Genomic DNA, 23783 nt, shown 5'->3' with positions numbered 1-23783 from the left:
ACCGCAAATGAGTGATGTTTGATCGCCAAGTGAGTGGTGATTCCACCAAGGTTGTTCGCATGCTCACATGGAAAGAAGGTAAAGGACAATGACAGAATTACTTCACAGCCTAAGCACACAAAATGAGTTCGTTGCACGCCACAACGGGCCGGATAAACAAGAACAAGCCACCATGCTTAAAACGGTGAATGCGGAAAGTTTGGATGCGCTGATCGCCCAAACCGTGCCTGCACAAATCCGTTTAGAAGCGCCAATGCAGCTCGCGCCCGCTCAAAGCGAAGCTGATATGCTGGCAACGATGAAATCGTTCGCCAAACTTAACCAGATTAAACGTACTTTCATCGGTCAGGGTTACTACAACACCTTCACGCCCAACGTCATTTTACGTAACGTGATGGAGAACCCGGGCTGGTACACCGCTTACACCCCTTATCAGCCAGAAATCTCGCAAGGCCGTCTTGAATCGCTGCTTAACTATCAGCAGATGGTGATGGATTTAAACGCGATGGAAATTGCTAACGCGTCACTGCTCGATGAAGCGACAGCAGCGGCAGAAGCGATGGCACTGTGTCAACGCGCAGGCAAGAGCAAAAGCAACCTGTTCTTTGTTGCCGATGACGTGCATCCACAAACCATTGAAGTGGTGAAAACACGCGCCGCATTCCTTGGCTTTGAGGTGAAAGTCGATTCGATTGACAACATCACTCAACAAGAAGCTTTTGGCGCACTGCTGCAATACCCGGGTACAACCGGTGAAGTGCGCGATCTGACTGACATCATCGCCAAAGCACAAGCCAACAAAACCTTAGTCACCGTGGCGACCGATTTACTTGCCAGCGTGCTGCTCAAACCTGCGGGTGAAATGGGCGCAGATGTCGTAATTGGTTCTGCTCAGCGCTTTGGTGTACCTATGGGTTATGGCGGCCCACACGCGGCTTTCATGGCAACACGTGATGCGCACAAACGCACCATGCCGGGACGTGTGATCGGTGTTTCGATTGATGCGAAAGGCAATCAAGCCTTACGTATGGCAATGCAAACCCGTGAGCAACACATTCGCCGTGAAAAAGCGACCTCCAACATCTGTACCGCACAAGCGCTGCTGGCCAACATGGCTGCGTTTTATGCGGTGTACCATGGTCCACAAGGTCTGCGTACCATTGCGCGCCGCACTCATCACCTCACTGCGATTCTTGCAGCTGGCTTAACCAAAGCGGGTTACGAGCTGGCGCATCAGCATTTCTTTGATACGCTAGCGATCAATACTGGTGCAAAAACCGATGCTCTGTACCAAGCTGCGCAACAAGCAGATATCAACCTGCGTAAGCTACCTAATCAGCTTGGCGTGAGCTTTGATGAAACCACGACAGTGGCAGACGTTGAAGCACTATTTGCCATCTTTGGCATTAAAGAAGATGTTTATGCGCTTTCAAACAGCATTGCTGCCAATGAGCTCGCAGCGATTCCAGAAAGTTGCCGTCGCCAAAGCGCGTTTTTGACTCACCCTGTGTTTAACACGCACCACAGTGAAACTCAGATGCTGCGTTATATGAAGCATCTGGAAAACAAAGATTTTTCTCTGACTCACGGCATGATCCCACTGGGCAGTTGCACCATGAAGCTCAACGCCACGGCGGAGATGATCCCTGTCACTTGGCCTGAGTTTGGCGCACTGCATCCGTTTGTACCAAAAGCACAAGCTGCGGGCTATGCGGCATTGGCTGAAGACCTGAAACAAAAACTGTGTGAAATCACAGGGTACGATGCTTTTTCATTGCAACCCAACTCAGGAGCTTCCGGCGAATATGCTGGTTTGATTGCGATTCAGCGTTATCACCAAAGCCGTGGCGAAGGCCACCGCAATGTTTGCCTAATTCCAAGCTCGGCACACGGCACTAACCCAGCCACAGCGGCAATGGTGTCGATGAAAGTCGTGGTGGTGAAATGCGATGAAAACGGCAACATTGATATGGTTGACCTTGCAGACAAGATTGAAAAGCACAAAGACCATCTTTCCAGCATCATGATCACCTACCCTTCAACGCATGGCGTGTATGAACAGCAAGTGCGTGAAGTGTGTGAAATGGTGCATGCAGCAGGTGGGCAAGTTTACCTCGATGGTGCGAACATGAACGCGCAAGTGGGGCTGACCTCGCCGGGCTTTATCGGCTCAGACGTATCACACCTGAACTTGCACAAAACCTTCTGTATTCCACACGGCGGCGGCGGCCCAGGCATGGGACCTATCGGTGTGAAATCGCACCTAGCGCCTTTCCTGCCAGGACACATTGAAGGTGGCGTAGAGGGTTCTGATTTCGCGGTTTCCGCAGCCGATCTTGGCAGCGCATCCATTCTGCCGATCTCTTGGGCTTACATTGCGATGATGGGTGCAGAAGGTCTGGCTGAAGCCACCAAGATCGCGATTTTGAATGCCAACTATGTGATGGAGCGTCTGCGTCCGCACTACCCAATTCTTTACCGTGGTGCGAATGGTCGAGTGGCGCACGAGTGCATCATCGATATTCGTCCTCTGAAAGAAGAAACAGGGATCAGCGAAGAAGATATTGCCAAACGCTTGATGGACTACGGCTTCCACGCGCCAACTATGTCATTCCCAGTCGCGGGCACCTTAATGGTTGAGCCAACAGAATCGGAAGATTTGGCGGAGCTGGATCGCTTCTGTGATGCATTGATTGCGATTCGTGGCGAGATCGACAAAGTGAAAAATGGCGAATGGCCGCTTGAAAGCAACCCTCTAGTGCATGCGCCGCATACCCAAGCGGATCTGCGCGAAGAGAAGTGGGAGCGTCCATACTCACGTGAAATCGCCTGCTTCCCATCGGCACACACCAAAGCCAGCAAATACTGGCCAACGGTGAACCGTGTCGATAACGTGTACGGCGACCGTAACCTCGTCTGTTCATGCCCAAGCATTGACAGCTATCAAGACTAATCGCTAATCCGTTTAGTAAAGGCGAGCCAGAGTGCTCGCCTTTTTATTTATTTCCTCAACAAACTTTTGAATCAAAGTAGCTGATTTTCAGTAATGAAGTTGGCCAGTTGATCAGCAATGGCTTGATGCTCTGTTGCCGTCGGGTGCCAAATACATCCTTCAAATGGAGAGACAAAGTTCATGCTGTACACTCCCTTTTGCCCTGCTTGGTTTAGCAATGCAATTGCCTCTGCGGTGGCTGGATTTATTTGGTAATAAGGGTAGTCCGGTCTTGGCATGAGTACGATATTAGTCGTACCGTAACGATGACGAAGTGCAGTCACGACATCGACCATTTTATTCACCCACGCGTTTTTCACTTCTTCCACCGTCGTCCACGGTTCATGAGGCTGAGGAGGCGTACTGAAATCATTGGTACCCACTTCAATCACAATCAGATCCGGATGTTTATCTTCAAAATCCGCAGACAATCCGTAAATAGCGGCTGGTTTGTCAAGATAATTCGCAAGGGAATGGTAAGACTGATTACCATTCCAGTTACGCACCAAGCCTAACCCAGAAAAGGAAATTTGAGTCATGCTCGCTTGTAGTGCTTGGCTAGTTTTGTAGGGGAAGGCCAGTCGAGCATTGGAAGTCGCTACAATTTCATCATAAGTACAGTCGCGCTTGTTGGATTCACTGGCAAACCCAGCACTGATCGAGTCACCAATAAACAAAATGTGCGGTTCGCTATTCCAATCACCTTCGAGGTAACCTTGATAATCAAAAGAAATAAATTGGCTGAGTTCTGTGTAATTTTCTGTGCGTTTCACCAATTCGATAACCACAGGATTGGGCTGTGCCTGTTGATAAAGCGTAAAGGTTTGGGGTGTATTCCCTACATTCGTCACTATGGTTTGATGTAGTTGACCATCCACCAACACATCAAATCGGTCACCCTTACCAAGTAAAGAAACGGAGAGTTCAGTCCCCACTAAACGGGTTTTAACACTGCTGCCAGGCCAGTTCATTTTTACCGTTCCGGCTGCGTAATCATTGATATGCCGCCCTTCATACTGCAATGCGTAATGGGTTGCAGGAACCGTATCGGCCATACTCGTGGCACTGACCAGCAGTGCACCAAGACAACTAAGTCGCTTAAACATAAATCTTCCTTTATTGTGTTTTATCTACAGAGGCTCGCCTCGTTGCCCAATTAGGCAGGTGATTTTTGGTTGCTGAACAAGGTTGTTCAACAACACATCAATAAAGACTGATCATTGAAATGATTGTGGGAGTGAAATAGGAAATTTGGGTCAGACTTCTCAAGAAACCACGCTGTGAATACAGTTCCATTGCAGGATTTTTGGCTCTACTTCATCGTTAATCAGTGAACATTTTCAAAAATTGGCATCATAAAAGCGCAGAAAAATCGACATGAATCCGTCAAGAATTGGCGTTAGTGTTGTTCATGCACTAATGCGTAAACACATGTGCATGTTTAACTTCCTCATCCTATTTTTTACTCTCTATACCTTATTTCGCGCCCAATCTAGGGCGCATTTTTTCATTCAGAAGTCTTCATCAGCGCAAGCATTTCAAGATTGACTGGCACTCACGCCAAAACGCATTACAATATTGTTTCCTGTTGATTAACAAAGAGCAACTCCATGGAGCGAGACTACACCTATCAATGCATTCGTGCGATGGATAAAGAAGAACTGACCGAATACAGTTTACGTATTCTACATCGCCTGATTAGCGAAGATATTCTGCGCGATTTATACCGCTATGATGACGAAGAGTTTGAAGGTGAAGAAAAAGCACACATGGCGCATATTGATGCGATGGTAAAAATGCATGCAATTGCGCTTGGGCAACTTCCCACGTTGTTTGAAGGTTCAGACCAAGCGATACAAAATACTCAGCGCATGACTCGCTTACTGATGTGGCATTTTTACGCGATTGCCTTTCACTTAGAACAAACGGTAGATTTGGAAATCCATTGTGCGGAAGTGGAAAAGATGATCGCAGCGCAACCGGAAAATGCGCTTGCGTGGTCGAATCAATTAACGGAACTGCTTTATCGTTACGCAGAAATCTAAAGTATTGATGATCAGCAGAGGCTTCTGCTCAAAAGTAAAATGCCTCTGCTCATCCACTGAATAGCCATCCAACTGATTTAACAAGCTTATTTGGCCAGGTGGGTATATTCAATAATGACCTGATTACCTTCCACATAAACGCGCTTTATATCACCATCCACGGTGATCCGATTTTGCAGATGCACCAATTTTTCGCCTGAACGAGTTTTATGCTTCAGTGTCGGTAGAACATTATGCGGTTCGACATGCAGATGCTGGCAAAAACGGCTAACAAAAGACATGGAGAGTGGTGCATCACCTCTGAGTAGATCAGAGAATTCAACCTGACTGACACCAAGACGCTTAGTCATCTCCATCTGAGTCATATGCATTTTGGCTTTTTTCGTCATCCAGACATCATACAATGCCTTACGGTCTTCTTGGTTTAGTTCCATTTCAGCATTCTTCCTCACCCAGTGTTGTGAATGGCCGATACCATGCCAGAATTTTTTAGGCTGCGTGTCAATCTGATGTGAGTTTGCGATACGGGTTGATCAACAAACCACAAACTGAGATCAATATCTCAATTTGTGGTGAGCCTTTTATCGATAAAAGTGAGGTTGGAGTTAAAACCAACCCGAGAATAACAGCTTGAACCAATCGAGCAGCCGTTTGAAAAAGCCACCTTGTTCTACCGATTCTTGGGCGACTAGTTTCGCTTCGCCCACTTTTTCTTCATCGATGTAATACAAGATCGCACCGACTGGATCCCCCTTAGCAATAGGCGCTTCTAAGGTTTTATCAAGCTGAATCACAGCATTGAGCTTTTTAACATCGCTGCGTGGTAAAGTGAGATAGATCGTATCAGCACTACCCAAAGCCACCTCATTTTTATCGCCATACCAAATCCGCTGATGTTGGATCACTGTCTCTTTTTGGTGTGGGCTGACGGTTTCAAAGAATCGAAAACCATAGCTAAGGAGTTGTTTACTTTCAGCTTCACGAATTTTGGTGCTTTTAGAACCCATTACCACTGAAATTAAACGCATGTCACCACTCGTAGCAGAGCTTGCCAAACTGTAGCCAGCCCCACTGGTGTAGCCCGTTTTCATTCCATCCACATTCATACTGCGATCACGCAATAAACCGTTACGGTTATGCTGAGTAATACCGTTGTAAGTGAATGAAAGCTCACTGTACAGAGGGTAAATTTCCGGTAAATCTCGGATAATGGCTTGCCCTAATAGCGCAATATCATAAGGTGTACTGTACAAATTCGGGTTATCTAGCCCATGTGGGTTGGCGAACGAGCTATTATTCATGCCCAATTGCTGTGCCCACGAGTTCATTAAGCTAACAAAAGCGCTTTCCGACCCCGCCACATGCTCGGCAATCGCGACACTCGCATCATTCCCTGATTGCACAATCAGGCCGCGATAGAGATCCATCAAATTGACGTAACTGCCAACTTCAATAAACATTTTCGATGAGTCAGGGAATTTCTTAGCCCATGCATTGTTGCTGATCCGCACTTGGTCTTGCGCATGGATATTGCCACGCTTCATCTCTTGCCCAGCAACATACGAGGTCATTAATTTGGTTAAGCTGGCAGGATTCAATTTTTGATGAGCATTATGTTCGACCAAAACTTTACCAGTGTGAAAATCGATTAATACATACCCATTGGCCGCCAATTGTGGTGGCTCAGGAATAACGCTCAGTGCGGAAAAACCCAACGTTGGCACAAATGCCATACAAGCCATTGAAAATTTGACGAGAAACTTGGTGTTGGTCATAACGTATCCCCCTATAAATGCTAAGCAAGCAGTATAACCAACCCAAAATTTAGCACAGCGTCTCTTTACCAACTCTTACAGTTGTCACTTCAGGCTTACATTGTGTTACATGCTTTATCACCTAAGTGCGGCTTATTTCGCCAATAAATGCGTCAAGATGGCTGCGTGTCGTATGTGGATTCATCAACACCACTTTTTCACCCGGCAAATGTAAGCACTGCCCATTTCGGTCATAGTGGGTACGGCTCAAGGATTCAACCCAGCTACTGTTCAGTGTTTGACCCTTGCGCCCTAAAAAATGGCTACGATGGTACAAGGTGTGAGTGACAAGTTTTTCGATATAGTCAGGGTGCTGGCTTAGATCCATCTCTAACGCAAAAGCATCACGTGCCGATTTCACACTGTTCGGGTAAAGACGAAAAGCCACACTTGGGCCACGATTATGCTCGGCAATCAATTTGCAATGCGGCAAAGTGGCCAATTGTGCACGTAAGTAGTTGGCGTTTTGTAAGCAATGTGCCAAGAGAATTTGATACCCTTCAATCCCCATCATCTGCAAAGCGGAATACGCGGAGAATACACCTACGGCGCTGCGAGAGCATTCAATCGTAGCTTGCAAATGTGTTTCTTGCTGTCGCGCAGTTTCAAAATAAGAGTAGTAACTCGGATCCGATTTAAGCACTTGTAAATCATGGCTGTTCTTTATCATTACCAAACTTGAGGTATAGGGAACATAGCCCCACTTTTGAAAATCAACAGTGAACGAATCCGCCCACTGCAACGCTCGAATTTTAGGTAACCACTCCGCTATCGCTGCCAGAGTGGCAGAATTGATCGCTAACGGGTTGGCTTGTAGATCGTAGCTAGAAAAGAACAATATGCTCCACCCTACTGCAGCATCAACATGAATGTGGGGCTTACGAGCGATGCCATACTGATGACAAAGCGATTCTCGAATATCGTAAACCGCTTTGACATCATCCAAAGCAAAAGTGTCTGTAGTACCGAATGTCAGCATAATCGTGGGCACCAGTTGCTGCTGTTCAAAGCACTGACTGAGCTGGCGATGTAGATCGATCAGGTCAATCTCATTATTGTCAGCCACTCGCACACGAATAACTTGTGACTGCACATTCACCCCTAATAGAGCCAAGTTAGTCATATTCGAATAGTGACCAGCCTCCGAGTTCAACATTTTAAACGAGCGTGTACCGAAGCCTTGGGAAATCGATTCGGGTATGGCTTTACGCAAACCGAGAAGGTAGCCATATAAGTTGCAGAAAGTTCCTCCTTGCGTAAAAATCCCCGTTGCTTGCTCAGTTGAATATCCCACCAGCGAAGCCATCTGACGAACCACAAGCTTCTCTAACTCTGCGGCAACGCCAGCGTATTCCGCATACACCAGGTTGGGGTTGGCAATCATTGCCAATAACGCGCCGTGAATCGCCGGATCACAGGGTGTGGAGATCACATTTTCCACTGCGCGCGGATCATCCCAGTTTTTCGAATGCTGCGCCGCATACAGTGCCAATTCATCAAATGGTTGGTTCTGACAACGTGAAAAACGGGGGATTTCATCCCTCGTGGTCAGTTGTTTGAACAAATGATGATCATAAGCCGATGGTGCCCGACGTGATTGCAACAGCGGTTGAATTTCTAATGAGCGATACAACGGCCAAAGATCTGGATCACGAGTGAAAAACTTGGCTTTCACGGCGTTATAATGCTGTTCGAAGCAGGAATGAAGCGGATTGTCCTGCAAGGACAATCCGCGAGCAGATAATGCATGGCTCATGATCAACACCCTAATTAACGCAGTTTAAACTTGCCAACTAGCCGCTCTAATTCATTGTTGGACATCGAAAGTGATTCCGTTGCGCCGACCGTTTGGCGACCGCTAACCACCAGAGACTCCACAATCTCTCGAATTGACAACATGTTACGGCTCAATTCTGCTGCCACGGTGCTTTGTTGTTCGGTAGCTGCCGCAATTTGAGTGCTGAGATCATCAATATCACGCACTGATGCGCTCATCATATTCAAGCTGCCTGACACTTCTGAGGTTTTGTCTGCTGTGGTTTGACATTGCTGCTTGGTACGCCCCATAGCCACCACTACGCCATCGGTTCCCTCAAGCAATTTACTCAACATATCAGAGATTTCTGTGGTGCTGTTTTGCGTTCTTGCGGCCAAAGCTCGTACTTCATCGGCGACCACAGCAAAACCACGCCCTTGCTCCCCTGCTCTTGCCGCTTCAATCGCCGCATTCAAGGCAAGAAGATTGGTTTGTTCTGAAATCGCACCAATCACACTCAGCACTTCACTGATTTTGTTGGCATCTCGGTTCATGCTAGTGATGCTTTCTGACATTTTTTCAACGTCATTGACCAAGGAAGTGACTGTGGATACCGCGTTGTTGACGATGACTAAAGATTGCTGAGCTTCTTTACTTGCTCCTTCAGTGATCTGGTTCGATTGAGTCACACTTTCCGCTACCGTACGCGCACTTTCACTCATCTGAGTGATCGCGGTAACCACCTGATCCGTTTCTGATGAGTGCGTCATCAACATTTGTTCATTCTCTTTTGCGGTATGGCTTAGCTGCTCGATACTGCTTGAAATCACCTGAGTTGCATCGGAAATTTGCAGCATCATATCTTGTAAATTGCCAGAGAAACGGTTAAACCCAGCACCGATTTGTGCCAAATCATCATTTCCATTAACCTCAAGTCGTCGGGTTAAGTCGCCACTTCCTTGTGCTAAGTCGAGTACGGCCGCTTTCAAACGTAACAAAGGCTTGTAGATTTGGTTGATGATTAAAATGATCGCCCCAATACTGATCGCAATTAATACAAGGCCTGTGGTAAATGCATCTCTCACGGCAATATCCACATCGGCTAACGCTGTGGCTTTATCCACAAACACCATCAGGGTCCAATACATGTCATCGGTCAAGTTAACGCGCTTATAGTAACCATCAAACTCAATTCCCAAGTAAGGAAAGGAGAGATGGCCGCTCTCTTGGCGATGAAAGCCTTCTTCCATCTCACGAAATGAAGGGCTCACTTGAGAAGGTGTTCGTCCAATATCCGTGGGATCATCGCTCGCAAAAAATACGGCATGTTTATCCGTGAGTGTTGCTGCGCCACCAGCAAAACGCATGTTACTCACCTGACTGATGATGTCATCGAGTTGAAAATCCCCCAACAAAGCGCCGACAAACTGCCCTTGGACCAATAATGGGCTGACCGCACTGATCACTTTTTTGCCAGTCACTTGATCTTGGTAGATTTCCGTTAAGAATGGGGTTTGGCGGTTTTTAGCCTGTTGATACCAATCCCGATCCGTAAATGTAAACCGCCCTGTAGTAATGCCTCCATCCTTATCCAAAGACATGTAGGAACGACCATCTTCATACGCTACGATCACATTCGTTATTTGTGCAGCTTCGCCTAATAAACGTACTTGATTAAGATTATCGGCATCTGAAAGTTCAGGGTTAAACAGTTTTGCACCACGAGATACGGCCTCATATCGGCTTTTAACCCAAAACTCTAATTCAGAGACGTGGTAGTTAAGCTTGTTTTGTGTTTCGTTGGTTAACGAATCAATCATCTCTCGTTTGAGAGATAACATATTGATCGTACCCAGAATAACCAGTGATAGCGTTACCAATATCACTACGCTGGTGTAGATTCTTGCTTTAAATCCTAGAGTCATAACTCCCCCTGCCTTTTCAAGCATTCAATCGCGAATCGCGGTTCCTCTTCAGGTGGAGTCGTGTTTTAGACTTAGAATAAAAATGGATAACACGAAGAGCCACCTAGCCAACCTTTAAAAATTGGTGCATAGATTGGAGATATGCAAGTGCTATCACAAAAATGTCAAAATTCGCTGAGACAAGGTATGCCGCCAATCAGTCAGCATCTGTTCGGCAATCCATTCATTTTTCAGTCAAATTCACTTCTAGCTCTAAATGCCTAACCGAATGAAAATAAATCAACCAAAAGATGCATTACTTCTTGCCTGATAATTATTCCGTAAGGCATCAATAGCATTCAGGCTTATTAATGAGTCGAGTCACATTTTTTACACTGACTTTCTACAATAAACTACTTGTACAACCTAGCTCTGTGGTAGTTGTGTGCAGCTTAAGTGTGTTAAATCGGTTTCATGTATGAGTAACTAGGCTACCTTTAACTTATGTAGGAGTTCTTTTTTCTCTGCGCCAATTGCTATTAATAGGTCACTTACTGAGATGCCCAAGAATCTGGCCCAAGCTGCGGCCTCACTACTTCAACTAGAACACATAGGGATCAGCCAATACGACCTCTCACAACTCTTATGTCAGCATTTGAGTACCATCTTACCGATCGACGGTATACAGTTTTGCCACCCAGCTGAAATGATACTGTGTGTGCACCATGAGGGGGCTTGCCTCAATGAGCATGATTTTCACGACAAACTTGACCGAACATGGTGGCAATGGCTCTCAACACTGAGACGAGACTCGGGGTTTGTTGCTATTCCTAACCACTTACTGGTAAGTGACCAATTTGCTTTAGCGTGTCGCCTATCATTTGAAGAAGAACACTCTAAGGTTCTGATTTTGTTGCTAGGTAATAGCCAACATTTCCAAACCTACTCAGATGAATGGCATATGTTAGCCACCGTTTTACAACAATTTTGGTTAACTCAATCCATTAAACTTCTGGCGGCCGAGAAGCGCCGTGCTGTTGATCATCAGTATGGATTGATCCTTAACAAGCTACAGACACAGACGCGCCGCCATCAAGCGATGAGTAAGGTGGCCTTAGGGGTTGCTGCACTAACCGCAACGCGAACGGAATTTGATCTGCTAAAAGAAAGTGTCAAACTTTTGCGCGAAGAACTCGGCATCGATCGAGTTGGCACCTTCTTAATTGAGCATAAAGCGAGCCGTTATCATGGCATTTTTGGTACGGATGATCAGGGGTGCTATCGTGATGAATCAAATGATTACTACCCTTACACCCAGCTTGACCCCCGCTTTTTATCAGTGCTCAGCAATCCCAACAGTTGGTTTCACTTAGTCACGGATATTACTTTGTACCATTTGCAACAGCCGATTGGCCATGGTTGGAACGCCATGGTGGTTCTGCGCAATGAGTCACTTGAACCCCTTGGCTGGATAGCCATGGATAATTTGCTCACCCAAAAACCTTTTGATAACGATATTCAAGAAGCTTTGGAAGTCTTTGCCAAAACCGTTTCTCGAATTTTGGTTGAGATCCGACATAACAATCGGGTACGCATGATCAGCCAAGCACTTCAGCTTATGTCTCAAGCCAGAAATTCGTTAGAAATTTGTCGGCAAGCAGTCGAAATATCAGTATCCCAACTCGATATTGATCGAATTGGGATCTTTTTGCCCTGTGACACAGACCCAGATCTACTACTAGGGACTTATGGGGTGGATACCGATGGCGTAATCCGTGAAGAAAGCTATTTCTCCATGCCTTATCCAAAAACCCCTTTGTTTGACCAAGCCTATGCAAATCCGAATACTTTGGTGCTCATGAACGATGTTCCTTTGTGGCATGATAGGAAAATTGTCGGTCACGGTTGGAATGCCGCCATTGCTTTATCGGTTGATAATCAGCTGATTGCACTCATTTGTGCCGATAATTTGCTACGCCAACGCCTACTCTCAGAGCATCAACATGAGCTCATACAGCTTTTTACTCGTAATTTCGGTGAAATGTTGGCAAGGCTGCGCGGGCAAGAAAAACTCGAAAAACTGAATAAAACCCTCGAAGAACGCATAACCGAACGCACCAAAGAGCTACAAAGCCTCAATCAAAGATTGGCACAAGCGGCTCGTACCGATAGCTTAACGCAACTCTACAACCGACGTGCTTATGAGGAGTTCATTCAAGAATGTTGGCAAACCCACCAAGGGCAACTGCCCATCACCCTCGCCGTTATGGATTTAGATGGTTTTAAAGCAGTTAACGACCAGTTAGGACACCAAGTTGGAGATGAAGTTTTAAGACTCTTTTCCAATCTACTCCGTGAAACCTTTCATCACCCTTCGGTTCGAATTGCTCGTTTAGGCGGCGATGAATTTGCCGTGATTATGTCGGATCGCGAACCACCGTCGCACTTGGCTTTGTTAGCTCAAATTATTACTGAGTTTGAGCTCAAAACAGCGCAGCGTTTTCAGGATCTTTCCGTTTCAATTGGCGCCGCTAGTGTTGTTCCAAATGCAGAGATGAATACGGACAGTTTCTTTAGCCTTGCTGATCAAGCACTTTATCAAGCAAAGGCGAGTGGCAAGAAGCAATTGGTTGTCTATCCTCTAGCTCAAAATGATCCTGCTTGGATGATTAACCTATAGGGCATACAAAAAAGCCTGACATTCGTCAGGCTTTTCTTATTGATGCTTCGCGTAAGCGAAAAGCGCGTTACTCTTCGTCTTTCTTGTTGGATGCCCAAACGTAAAGCAATTCCAGAGCAATCGTTGCACCTGCCAGTGAAGTCAGGTCGCTTTGATCGTAAGGAGGAGACACTTCTACCACATCCATACCGATCAGGTTGATACCTTTCAGCGCGCGAATGATTTTCAGGATCTTGTCTGAGCTCAAGCCGCCACAGACTGGTGTACCCGTACCCGGTGCGAAAGCGGGATCCAGACAGTCAATGTCGAATGTCAGGTAAACCGGCTTGTCTCCTACGATGTGGCGAATTTGCGCCACAATCTCTTCGACAGACATGTCGTTGGCTTGCATCGCGTTAATCACGTTGAAGCCGTGGCCTTCTTGTTTGTATTCAGTACGAATACCCACTTGCACAGAGTGCTTAGCCGAGATCAGACCTTCTTTTGGCGCATGGTAGAACATGGTGCCGTGATCATACGCACTGCCGTTCGCGTAAGTGTCGGTGTGTGCATCGAAGTGGATCAGCGCCATTTCACCGTAGTGCTTTGCATAAGCACGCAGGATTGGCAAAGTGATGAAGTGATCACCACCCAGTGCCAGCATCGTTTTGCCACTTTTCAGAATTTCGTTGGTCGCCGCTTCTAAGCGGTAAGTGAAATCTTCTGCATCACCGCAATCAAAAACCAAATCGCCCGCATCAACCACGTTGATCTTTTTGAACAGGTTGAAATCCCAAGGGAACTTCTTACCTTCCCATGCTAGGTTCACTGAAGCACGACGAATCGCATCAGGTCCCATACGTGCACCCGGACGACCTGAAGTCGCCATATCCAAAGGCACGCCAAGTACCACGACATCAGCATTAGTATCTACTGGGTTACGCACATAAGGACGACGTACAAACGTCATCGCGTTTGAGTAGAGTGAATAATCAGTTTTAGTAAACAAATCATTCATTTAGAAATCCTCTAAGTAAGTATAGCCGCTTAGGCCTAATTCAAGTTCCGCCAATACGGTTTCTTGTTCTTCTTTGGCAACACGTTGAGAAACCAGTTGACGATAGTTGGTGCGAATTTTATCTACGTCGATGTGAACATAGCGCATCATATCTTCAACCGTGTCGCCTTCATTGATAAAGGCAATTTCAGAATCACCATTATCGTTAATGTTTACCACTACGCTGTGCGTATCACCAAACAGGTTATGCATATCACCCAAGATTTCTTGGTATGCACCGACTAGGAAAAAGCCCATCAGGTAAGGCTTGTCGCTTGTCCAAGCTGGCACAGGCAGTGTGCTTTCAATGCCTTGGCCTTCCACGTACTGTTCAACCGCACCGTCTGAGTCACAAGTGATGTCGAGCATCACTGCGCGGCGATCGTTCATCTCTTCCAAACCAGAAAGCGGCAGCACTGGGAACACTTGATCGATACCCCAAGCATCCGGCAGCGACTGGAACAGTGAGAAGTTCACGAAGAACTTGTCTGCTAAACGCTCTTGCAGCTCATCCAGAATTGGACGATGGAAGCGGTTTTTGTTGCTCATCTTCTGACGCAGCTCATGGTAAATACGCAGTGACAGCTGCTCTGCCCATGCACGGTGCTCAAGGTTTAATACACCCGTTGCAAACTGGCTGTGTGCTTCAGAAAGATCGCTTTGCGTGTCGTTGTAAATTTCAATCAGTGCGCGGTCATCGGTACCATGCTGCACTTCTTCAAATCCACGCCACATGTTTTTAATCAGCATTGGCGATTCTGCATCTGGTGCAGGAATATCTTCTGGTGAATACGCTTCTGTACCGATGACGTTGGTGATCAACACCGCGTGATGCGCCGTGATCGAACGACCGGATTCAGAAATGATCACCGGACGAGGTTGACCGTACAGGTTACATACATCGCTGACTGTGCTAACGATATTACGCGCATATTCGTGCAGACCGTAGTTCATCGAGTTGGATGATTGGCTACGAGTGCCATCGTAATCCACGGCCAAGCCGCCACCCACGTCGAAGAAATCGATGTGCGCACCCAGCTCACGCAGTTCACAGTAGAAACGCACCGCTTCGTTCACACCATTACGCACGTCACGAATGTTCGCCATTTGCGAACCAAGGTGGAAATGCACCAACTGCAGCGCTTCCAGTTGATTTTCCGCTTTCAAGCGGTTAATCACGGTGAGCACTTGTGATGCAGCTAGGCCGAACTTCGATTTTTCACCACCGCTCGATTGCCATTTACCCGCACCTTGAGAAGCCAGACGAATACGCAGACCCAGACGTGGTTTCACGCCAAGGCTTTTCGCTTCTTTCAGGACCAGATCCAGCTCTGACAGTTTTTCCAGAACGATAAAGACTTTATGACCCAGTTTTTCACCGATCAGTGCCAGACGAATGTACTCTCTGTCTTTATAACCATTACATACAATCACTGAACTGGCTTGCTGAGCCATTGCCAACACCGCCAGAAGCTCAGGCTTACTGCCCGCTTCCAAGCCGAGTTGTTTGTGTTCTAATTCGGCCTGACTGGCCAGAATTTCGTCTACTACCTCTCTTTGTTGGTTCACTTTGATGGGATAAACTAGCAGGTATTTATTCGGGTAGTCGTACTCTTCAATCGCCTGATTGAAAGCGTCACAAATGTTGTGCACGCGTTGATGCAGGATCTGCGGGAAGCGTACAAGCACAGGCAAATTTAAATCACGCGCTTCGAGCTGTTTAACAATTGAGCTTAATTGCGTTTGATGAGCTTTGTCTTTTCTCGGCGATACATACACTTCGCCTTGATCGTCAATGCCAAAAAAACCTTGGCTCCAGTAATGCACATTGTAGTCAGCGCGAACGCGGTCTAATTTGGATGGTTGTTCCACATCGTATCTCACAAAAACAGAGAGGATTACAATGATTTCATCGGTTGAAATCACACCTGACACCCTAGATGTCACGCGCTTTATCGGTGAAAAGCAAGGGTGTGTCTAATGATAATAATTTATCGTTATGACAACTGTTAGTTATCACACATAAACTTGCATAAATGTCTTCATTTCATTCATTTTTTCAGGCGGACTCTTGATGCCACTGAACAAAGTCACACTTCAAAGCGTTGGCAATATTGGCTCGGCGTTACACCGCGCTGTTTTTTAAACATGCGATTAAAACTGGCGACATGTTGATAACCCAATCGACGGGCAACTTCGTCAATCGGTACTTTACGACTGAGTAAATTCACCGCGATATTACTTAATACATAACCCAGCACAATTGAGTAACTCATCCCTAAACCATGTAAACGCCGTTGACACTGTTGAGTAGAAAGACCAAGCAACTCTGACACTCGTTCTAGGCTAGGGTAACCATAATGACAAGCATAGTTGATGGTTTCATACACCACTTTGTGCTCATCGGTCGGATCAGGCATGTTGAGAAAATCATCTAATTCTTGGTAGCTCATCGCTAAAGATTTCGCTTTAGGACGATGCAGCATCTGAGTCGCTAGACGATGATTAGCATGGAACCAAATCTCGACCCTCGGTTGGTTCCATTCCACTTCGCAGCCAAAATAGTCCCGATACAAATTTCGGTTATCTCTCTTACCAGGAAGATTTACGCGCATGGGGGCAAAACTTTCCCCTAAATATTCTCGCAATACCTTCAACATAAACGTCGCCATGCGAATTCCATCATGCACTTTCATCTCAGTTTGGATCTGCGGGTTGCGGTAAATCCATTTTAAAATCGGTCCAACCTGTGCCCCAACCATGGAGCATCCTGATTGAACCGTACTGAAACCGTAGTTAATACGTCGAATTGTCGAAGCGAGATCCTCTCCAGAAAAAAACCAACGATGAGCAGGCAATGTCATATCCAGCACCGTATCTTGGGCGGCCTTAAGCAAAAAATCCGGATCTTTTGTCGCTTGCTCCATACGCTGATACCACAGATTCACTTCATTAGCGGGGATCAAAGTCATCGGCAGACGAAAAACAGATTCCGGTAAACCACTACAGCCGTCCGGTAACAGATACCTTTGCTTGAGTTTCAAATGCAGATAGGAAAAACCTATCGCTCGTAAGAAGTACATACTCAACACACCAAACGAAATACAAATCACATCAAATACTAACGTATTTTGATCTCTTTGGTTACTTTAACCAGCGCTTGATTTGTAATATGCACAATGCGCGCTCCCTTGGTTATGGAGCATGATATGAGTCTTTTTAGCGTTCCTTTTGTCGATACTGGTAGTGATACTGCCCTACATTTTGTTGCAGGTTTTGTCTTGATCGCCTCTGTTGCGGCTGGCGTCTATGGTTTTTGGAAACTGCACGAAATCCCTATCAATAAAGCTCATAGTAAAGACCACCATCAAATCGGTTTAATCACTGCCTTAACCTGGATTGGCTTTCTTTGGCATTGGGTTTGGGTTGTCGCCGTTATTCTTGCTTTTGTGGATATGGACAAAGCCATCTTGCATCTAAGGGAAACTTGGCGTCATGGCAGCCTCGATGAAAAGCAAGATGAAACAACATCACAATCCCCAACCAAGGAGCATTCAGCATGATCGAAGGCTTAGCCGTTTGGGCACTGTTTATCTACCTGTTGCGTTTGGTCGGTATGCCATGGAACAAAGTCACCAAAAGTTTTGCCTACTTAGGGGGCATTGGCTGGCTGATGTTTGTGTGGGTTGGTCTTATCAACTACACGCCAATGGATATTTCTGGCGGTTCAGTGGTGCAATCACCTCATATTCAGCTTCGTCCTGATTCACCGAATGTCACGGGCAAAGTGAGTAAAATTTACATTGAGCCAAACCAAACCATTCAAAAAGGGCAGTTGATCTATGAGATTGATGCAACACCTTACCAAATTGCGTTCAATCAAGCCAAAATTGCCGAAAACGCCGCCAGTGTGGCTTTGGATAGTGCCAGTGGCGATGTTGAGATCGCGAAAGCCAGTTATCAATCCATGCTGAAAGACATCACGGTTTCGCAAAGCCAATTGGCTTCTGCCCGTGAAGATTACTTGCTACAAAAGAAGATGCTGGAGCGTTATCGCGAGCAAAACCGCGTTGTGAAAAACACCATCACTCAAGCGGATATAGATAAACAAAGCACTACCGTGCAAGTAGCAAAGCAGAATTTGACCACTATCGAATCACAACTGGCGAAAAAACAAGTCGATGCAGATAAAGCAAAACTTGCGATTACTCAGGCGCAACTGACCATCACCCAGCGTGAAAACGATCTGAGCAATGCCCGCGAAACCGTGGCTAAGGCACAGTGGGATTTAAACAACACTCAGGTTTACGCCCCTGCCGATGGCTTTGTGACCAACTTCATTCTGCGCGAAGGACAGCGAGTCGCCATGATGCCGCGTTTGCAAATGTACACTAACGAGAAGTACGTGCTGATGCGCGTGAACCATCAAGCGATTCGTAACATTAAAGCTGGGCAACTCGCCGAATTTGCTTCCTCGGTTTATCCGGGCAAGATTTTTTCAGCGACGGTGGAAGGCATTGTTGAAGCGACAGGAGAAGCACAAAGCAACTTGATGGGCTTTGATCAAAACGTTACCGCGACAACCGCGCAAAACCTACGCAATAAACATCATTTTGTTCGCTTAAAAATAGCAGAACCAGAAGGCTATGATGTCCCAGTTGGCTCTGTTGGCCTGCTTGGGTCAGCGGTGAAAAGCCCATTTCATTTCTCGCTTTCCTTGATGTGATCCGCGGCATCATCATCCGCATGAAATCACAGCTGTATTTCTTTTACTCCATCTAACATCGCTCATTAATTTGCCATCTCAATCAAAGAGGTGGCAAATTCACCACTTCGCCACTGATTCACCTCTTTTCACTTGGCTACGCATTGTAATTACATACAATTCCGTTATGGTAATTTCTCCACTTAAGTGAGAAGCAAAATGGATTACTTAGCCTTACTACAAGAAAACTATAAATGGTTGATGACGATGATCATCATCCTTTTTTATCCGCCCATTTCGCGGGTTACTTTACGCTTATTTGAAAGCATGATTACCGGAAGAGTGGATATTCACCGCCTTAAACGTGCTCGCTGGTTGATTCGTACTTTACTGTTTTTGGTGATGCTGTTTACCACCTTAATTCTATGGGGAGTGGAGTTACGCGGCCTACTTGTCGTGGGTTCATCACTGTTTGCTTTACTTGGGGTCGGTTTATTTGCAGGCTGGTCACTACTGAGCAACGTAACGGCATTTTTGATTTTGTTCGTCCAAAACCATTGCCGAATTGGCAGTTGGGTGCGAGTCATCGATGGCGGAAACTTTATCGAAGGAAAAATCATCGATATGGCGCTACTCAACGTTGAGTTAGAAACTCTCGATGGCAACCGTGTGCTTTACCCCAACAACTTATTTATTGTTCGCCCTGTGATTGTCTTGAAGAAGGCACCCGAGAAAGCGGCCAAAAAGCCAGAAAGAAAACAGCTACCTAAGGGATTGTAAATTTGACCGAATACCAAGACTTATCTCAACAAATCGAACTGATCGCCACCGCAGAAGAATCCGAACAGCCTCATCTGCTGGGTGATATGGTGGAAAATGGTTTAGATGAAGGCTCCATTGCCCTGATTCTAGAAGCGTTTCCCGTTGAACAACGGGTGCGTTTATGGCGTAGTTTGCCGTTAGAAATGCACATTGATGTGCTAACCGAAATGCGTGCCGAAGTACGTATCTCCGTTATCAAGGCGCTGTCGGAAATTGAGTTAAAACTCACGCTGGCAAAACTGGATAACCTCTCACTGATCGAGTGGGAAGACTCTCTCCCCGATGACATCATCAGTGAAGCATTAAGCCTCATCAACCGCGATGAATTAGAGCTGTATGACCAAGCCAACGAGTTTGCGGATGACGAAATTGGTCACTGGGCGGATCGAAAAGTTTATACCTTACCTTTTAGCATCAGTGTTCGCCGGGCCAAAGTCCTGTTAGACAAATATCATTATGAATCCCCCCAATACATCTACCTGATCAACAAAGCCAAGAAATTCCGTGGTTTAGTGAGCTTTAGTGACGTATTGCAAGCCGAAGAAAACACGCAACTTAAGAGTCTGTACCGAGAAGAAGTGGTGACTCTCAATGCTCAGCAAACATTATCGGATGCTGTAGACGCCCTTGAGCACACCACTTTACCTATCGTCCCTGTACTGAGTGATGATGAGACCTTGATCGGTGAAATTGACTGGCATTTTGCACTTAGCGTGCAACGTGAACTGTATGAAGCACGCTTGATGGCCGGTACAGGTATGGATGAAGGTGATGACCTGTTCGCGCCTGTACTCAAGAGCTCAAAAAAGCGTGGGCTTTGGTTGGGCATTAACTTACTGACCGCGATTCTTGCCTCCATCACCATTGGCCTGTTTGAAGACGTCATTTCGCAAGTCGTGGCCTTAGCGGTACTGATGCCGATTGTGGCTTCCATGGGCGGCATTGCGGGTAGCCAAACCTTAACCTTGATGGTGCGTGCGATGGCGCTCAATCAGATCACCGTCGGTAACCGTTTTGCTTTGCTGAAAAATGAACTGGGAATTGGTTCGATCAATGGCTTAGTGTGGGCACTGATCATCGGTGGTATGGCCGCACTTTGGTTCCAAGAGCCCGTTATTGGAGCCACGATTGCTCTAGCGATTGTGGTCAACATTATTACTGCAGCATTATTTGGTGTGCTGATCCCAATCATTTTGGATAAGTTCAAACTCGATCCTGCTCTCGCAGGTTCCGTTATCCTCACTACCGTGACAGATGTGGTTGGCTTTTTTGCTTTCCTCGGCACCGCCAGTTTGGTGATGTTGTAGCATTCCATAGGCATAGCGTGAGGGCTATGCCTCTCTTTCCTCACTTTGTCGCCCTGTCTTGCCTCTTTTTTATGTCCTTTGCTTGAAGCGCCTCCCATTTCCCATCTTCCGTTTTGCAACATTTGCAATTTGCAATCGCAAAATGCAACCGAATGAACAGCAACTCGGTAAAAACGTACGAAATTCACATAAAACAACGCATGCAAAAGTTGGCACAGATACTGCATTATTAGTAATGACCCTTAATTAAGCCGAGGGTCACCTAGCCAACTGACGTTGTTAGTGAATGAGATTGTTCACATTGATTTATCAGCCAATCGTACCTTTTGCGATTGGCTTTTTCTTTTCAGATTATCCTCAAATTAATCGTTGTTCCCATTCACGAATCCTTAGAATAGCTCGTGCGATAGGCTCTTGGCGTCACGCGACTCCATGCTTTAAAACGCGTACTGAAATTCGCAGCATTCGGATAGCCCACCATTTCACCAATCTGCTGAATAGGCCAATCCGAGCGTGCCAACTGACGTGCGGCGTATTCCATGCGAAGTCGGGTGAGATGAGCGGTAGGGCTGCGACCTAAATAATGCAGACAAAGGCGGTGTAAATGCGCGACAGAGCAAGGCACCAAGGCTGCCATGGCACTGACAGTCCATTCTTTGTGAAGCTGTTTTTGTACTCGCTCAAACATACGATTAAGCCGAATCTGCGCACGAGGCATCTGCCGCTCTCCTGGTGTCGCCAGTAACAGTTCAATTTGCTCAACTGCACGTTGTGCAACGGGTTGGCCGATCTCATCGGGCAGGATTTGCGATCGCAGCAAGGTTTGAATGCAGGTGTACATCACATCCGCTGCGGGCGTGAATCCATAGTGGATCTGCTCGCCAAGATGATTCGGCCACTCTCGTTGTGCAGAAAGAAAAAGCCAAGCTAACTGCCAGTTTTCCTCTTCAATGCCAAAGCCATTCTCCACTCCGGCAGGGATAACCATCAGTGAGCCAGGTTCAAGAAGATAACGATGATCTTGGCTGTTCAACCAGCCTTTACCGCGAATCGTAAACAGCAGCATATGCTGTTTAGGAGATTTTCGATAAACATTGAAGGATTCGCGACAGGTTGCAATACCACACTGCACTATGCCGCTGTGCTCTAGCTTAAGCACATGCTCTTGATCGATGACCTCATGCTGGGTTTTCTCTGAGATCAGATAACTTTCTTGCTTTTCATGCATGATGAGATTTTGGCAATAGTTTTGGAGTTTTTTACACAATACTGCGATGACGTAGAGATCTACACTACTCACATTCATTCCAAGGAGTCAGATCACATGATTGTTCACTTTCGCCAACTCGACCGACCATTCTGGCAAAAATTACTCCAAATCGGCTTACCGGTATCCATGCAGTCCATGTTGTTCTCGCTATTGGGCGTGGTCGATATTTTTATGGTCAGTCAGTTGGGGGAATCCGCCACCGCAGCCGTAGGTGTGGGCAATCGCATTTTCTTCTTCAATTTGATCGTGATTGTCGGTGCAAGTGGTGCGGTCAGTGTGCTCGCAGCCCAATACTTTGGTGCGGGCAATCTTGATGGCGTTCGGCGCACTCTTGCTCAATCGTGGATGATGGCGATTGTGCTGACCTTGCCCTTCGCCTTGATTTACACCTTGATGCCAGAAACCATTGTGGCTTTGGTTGCCGATGAGCCTCAATACGTTGCTCAAGCCACTGACTATTTGTGGGTCACGGGCATCAGTCTGTTCTGTACTGCGTTAGTCGTACCGTTGGAAGGGGCACTACGCAGTATCGGGGAAGCGAAATTACCTACTCGTGTAAGCATTTTTGCCATCATCGTTAACGCTATCCTTAATGCTTTGCTCATCTTTGGCCTATTCGGATTTCCAGAACTCAGTGTATTAGGGGCGGGTTTAGGCACCACATTATCGCGCCTGTTTCAAACCGCATTGCTGTTTGTGCTGGTAAAACGCCGTTATGCCCACCTACTCCCCAATCGAAATCATTGGCAAGAGAGTGTGCAACGCCGCCACCGCCAGCGCTATTTAACGGTGGCTTGGCCAATGCTGATCCATGACAGCGCTTGGGCTGCTGGGCTTTTAGTTTATAACGTGATTGTTGGCCAATTAGGTGTGTCGGAGTTAGCCATCATTTCGCTGCTCGCGCCCATCGAGAGTGTGTTGATCTCCGCTTTCCTTGGCTTTGCTGTGGCAGCATCGATCATTTTGGGCAATGAGATCGGCGCGCAAAACTATCAACGTGTCGAGAACACCGCGTGGTGGTATGTGATCACCAGTTGTAGCTTGGCCTTGCTGCTCGCCTTGCTGTGTATGGCGGCCAAGCCTTTGTTGGCGTGGATTATCAGCCATAGTCCATTGGAAAACCATCAGTTGGCACTGAATGTTTGCCTTGTCATGGCCTTTGGCATGGTCTTTAAAGTGTTCAATATGGTTGGGATTGGTGGCGTGCTGAAAAGTGGTGGAGATATTCGTTACAGCATCTTTATTGACCTGTTTGGCCAGTGGGCGGTGGGTATCCCGCTCGCTTACTTGACGGGCATCATATGGGGATGGCCATTGCATTGGGTATTAATGATCATTTGGCTTGAGGAATTGGTTAAAATGGGGCTGACCGCGCAGCGTATCAGTTCAAAACGTTGGATTAATAACCTCGTTAGTGAACCCACACCCGAAGTCGTTGCTTAAAAATAAAAA

16 protein-coding genes and 1 pseudogene are annotated in these 23783 nt (G+C 46.5%); 8 read left to right on the top strand and 9 right to left on the bottom strand.

The genetic code is table 11. The features are described 5' to 3' along the window. Window positions 1-88 precede the first annotated feature (88 nt). A complete protein-coding gene (gene gcvP / locus VOA_RS07680) occupies window positions 89-2953 on the top strand; it encodes an aminomethyl-transferring glycine dehydrogenase (RefSeq protein WP_000137688.1) in 2865 nt (954 codons plus the stop codon). 71 nt (window positions 2954-3024) lie between these two features. On the opposite strand, the gene VOA_RS07685 is transcribed toward gcvP, so the two are convergent. Next, entirely contained in the window at window positions 3025-4098 is a 1074-nt protein-coding gene (locus tag VOA_RS07685) for an SGNH/GDSL hydrolase family protein (protein WP_000476634.1), read from the bottom strand. A gap of 504 nt (window positions 4099-4602) precedes the next feature. On the opposite strand from VOA_RS07685, the gene VOA_RS07690 reads away from it, so the two are divergent. Then, entirely contained in the window at window positions 4603-5037 is a 435-nt protein-coding gene (locus VOA_RS07690) for a hypothetical protein (RefSeq protein WP_000439040.1), read from the top strand. Window positions 5038-5123: 86 nt separating this feature from the next. Here VOA_RS07690 and VOA_RS07695 read toward each other — a convergent pair whose 3' ends face one another. The 4 genes from VOA_RS07695 to VOA_RS07710 all read right to left on the bottom strand — a co-directional run bounded on the left by VOA_RS07695 (window position 5124) and on the right by VOA_RS07710 (window position 10532). Next, window positions 5124-5471: a helix-turn-helix domain-containing protein gene (locus VOA_RS07695; protein WP_000422465.1), complete on the bottom strand. Its 348-nt coding sequence runs from the start codon at window positions 5469-5471 to the stop codon at window positions 5124-5126. A 171-nt stretch (window positions 5472-5642) separates the two neighbouring features. Further along, window positions 5643-6812: a D-alanyl-D-alanine carboxypeptidase family protein gene (locus tag VOA_RS07700; protein WP_000185609.1), complete on the bottom strand. Its 1170-nt coding sequence runs from the start codon at window positions 6810-6812 to the stop codon at window positions 5643-5645. Between the two features lie 121 nt (window positions 6813-6933). Continuing rightward, window positions 6934-8607 carry a pyridoxal phosphate-dependent decarboxylase family protein gene (locus tag VOA_RS07705; RefSeq protein WP_000017534.1) on the bottom strand — a complete coding sequence of 558 codons (1674 nt, stop codon included), beginning with the start codon at window positions 8605-8607 and terminating at the stop codon, window positions 6934-6936. Between the two features lie 14 nt (window positions 8608-8621). Further along, window positions 8622-10532: a methyl-accepting chemotaxis protein gene (locus VOA_RS07710; RefSeq protein WP_000172110.1), complete on the bottom strand. Its 1911-nt coding sequence runs from the start codon at window positions 10530-10532 to the stop codon at window positions 8622-8624. A gap of 538 nt (window positions 10533-11070) precedes the next feature. On the opposite strand from VOA_RS07710, the gene VOA_RS07715 reads away from it, so the two are divergent. Continuing rightward, entirely contained in the window at window positions 11071-13191 is a 2121-nt protein-coding gene (locus tag VOA_RS07715; RefSeq protein WP_001125636.1) for a GGDEF domain-containing protein, read from the top strand. Window positions 13192-13258: 67 nt separating this feature from the next. On the opposite strand, the gene speB is transcribed toward VOA_RS07715, so the two are convergent. From speB to VOA_RS07730, 3 genes are all read right to left on the bottom strand, one after another. Continuing rightward, complete coding sequence (gene speB, locus VOA_RS07720; RefSeq protein ID WP_000998711.1) at window positions 13259-14188, bottom strand: agmatinase; 930 nt, start codon at window positions 14186-14188, stop codon at window positions 13259-13261. Continuing rightward, on the bottom strand, window positions 14189-16099 hold the full coding sequence (gene speA, locus VOA_RS07725; RefSeq protein WP_032468325.1) for an arginine decarboxylase: 1911 nt from the start codon (window positions 16097-16099) through the stop codon (window positions 14189-14191). Window positions 16100-16317: 218 nt separating this feature from the next. After that, window positions 16318-17310, bottom strand: a complete 993-nt coding sequence (locus tag VOA_RS07730; RefSeq protein WP_000273801.1) for an AraC family transcriptional regulator — start codon at window positions 17308-17310, stop codon at window positions 16318-16320. A gap of 126 nt (window positions 17311-17436) precedes the next feature. On the opposite strand from VOA_RS07730, the gene VOA_RS07735 reads away from it, so the two are divergent. From VOA_RS07735 to VOA_RS07750, 4 genes and pseudogenes are all read left to right on the top strand, one after another. After that, complete coding sequence (locus tag VOA_RS07735) at window positions 17437-17790, top strand: hypothetical protein (RefSeq protein WP_000051921.1); 354 nt, start codon at window positions 17437-17439, stop codon at window positions 17788-17790. Next, window positions 17787-19009 (top strand): annotated as a pseudogene (locus tag VOA_RS07740) (HlyD family secretion protein). Before VOA_RS07735 ends, VOA_RS07740 begins: the two are co-directional and overlap by 4 nt. A 142-nt stretch (window positions 19010-19151) precedes the next feature. Further along, window positions 19152-19712, top strand: a complete 561-nt coding sequence (locus tag VOA_RS07745) for a mechanosensitive ion channel domain-containing protein (RefSeq protein ID WP_000385039.1) — start codon at window positions 19152-19154, stop codon at window positions 19710-19712. A gap of 2 nt (window positions 19713-19714) precedes the next feature. Then, window positions 19715-21061, top strand: a complete 1347-nt coding sequence (locus VOA_RS07750; protein ID WP_000141578.1) for a magnesium transporter — start codon at window positions 19715-19717, stop codon at window positions 21059-21061. Window positions 21062-21440: 379 nt separating this feature from the next. On the opposite strand, the gene VOA_RS07755 is transcribed toward VOA_RS07750, so the two are convergent. Further along, entirely contained in the window at window positions 21441-22289 is an 849-nt protein-coding gene (locus VOA_RS07755) for an AraC family transcriptional regulator (RefSeq protein ID WP_009355979.1), read from the bottom strand. A gap of 96 nt (window positions 22290-22385) precedes the next feature. Here VOA_RS07755 and VOA_RS07760 point away from each other — a divergent pair, with 96 nt between their 5' ends. Next, the gene (locus VOA_RS07760; RefSeq protein WP_000635280.1) at window positions 22386-23774 is read left to right on the top strand and encodes an MATE family efflux transporter; all 1389 of its coding nucleotides are present in this window, start codon (window positions 22386-22388) and stop codon (window positions 23772-23774) included. The last annotated feature ends 9 nt before the right edge of the window (window positions 23775-23783 follow it).

The sequence above is a fragment of the Vibrio sp. RC586 genome (genome assembly GCF_000176715.1).
Classification (GTDB): domain Bacteria; phylum Pseudomonadota; class Gammaproteobacteria; order Enterobacterales; family Vibrionaceae; genus Vibrio.
Note: the sequence above shows the minus strand (reverse complement) of the source record. Positions and strands in the feature narration are given on the sequence as shown.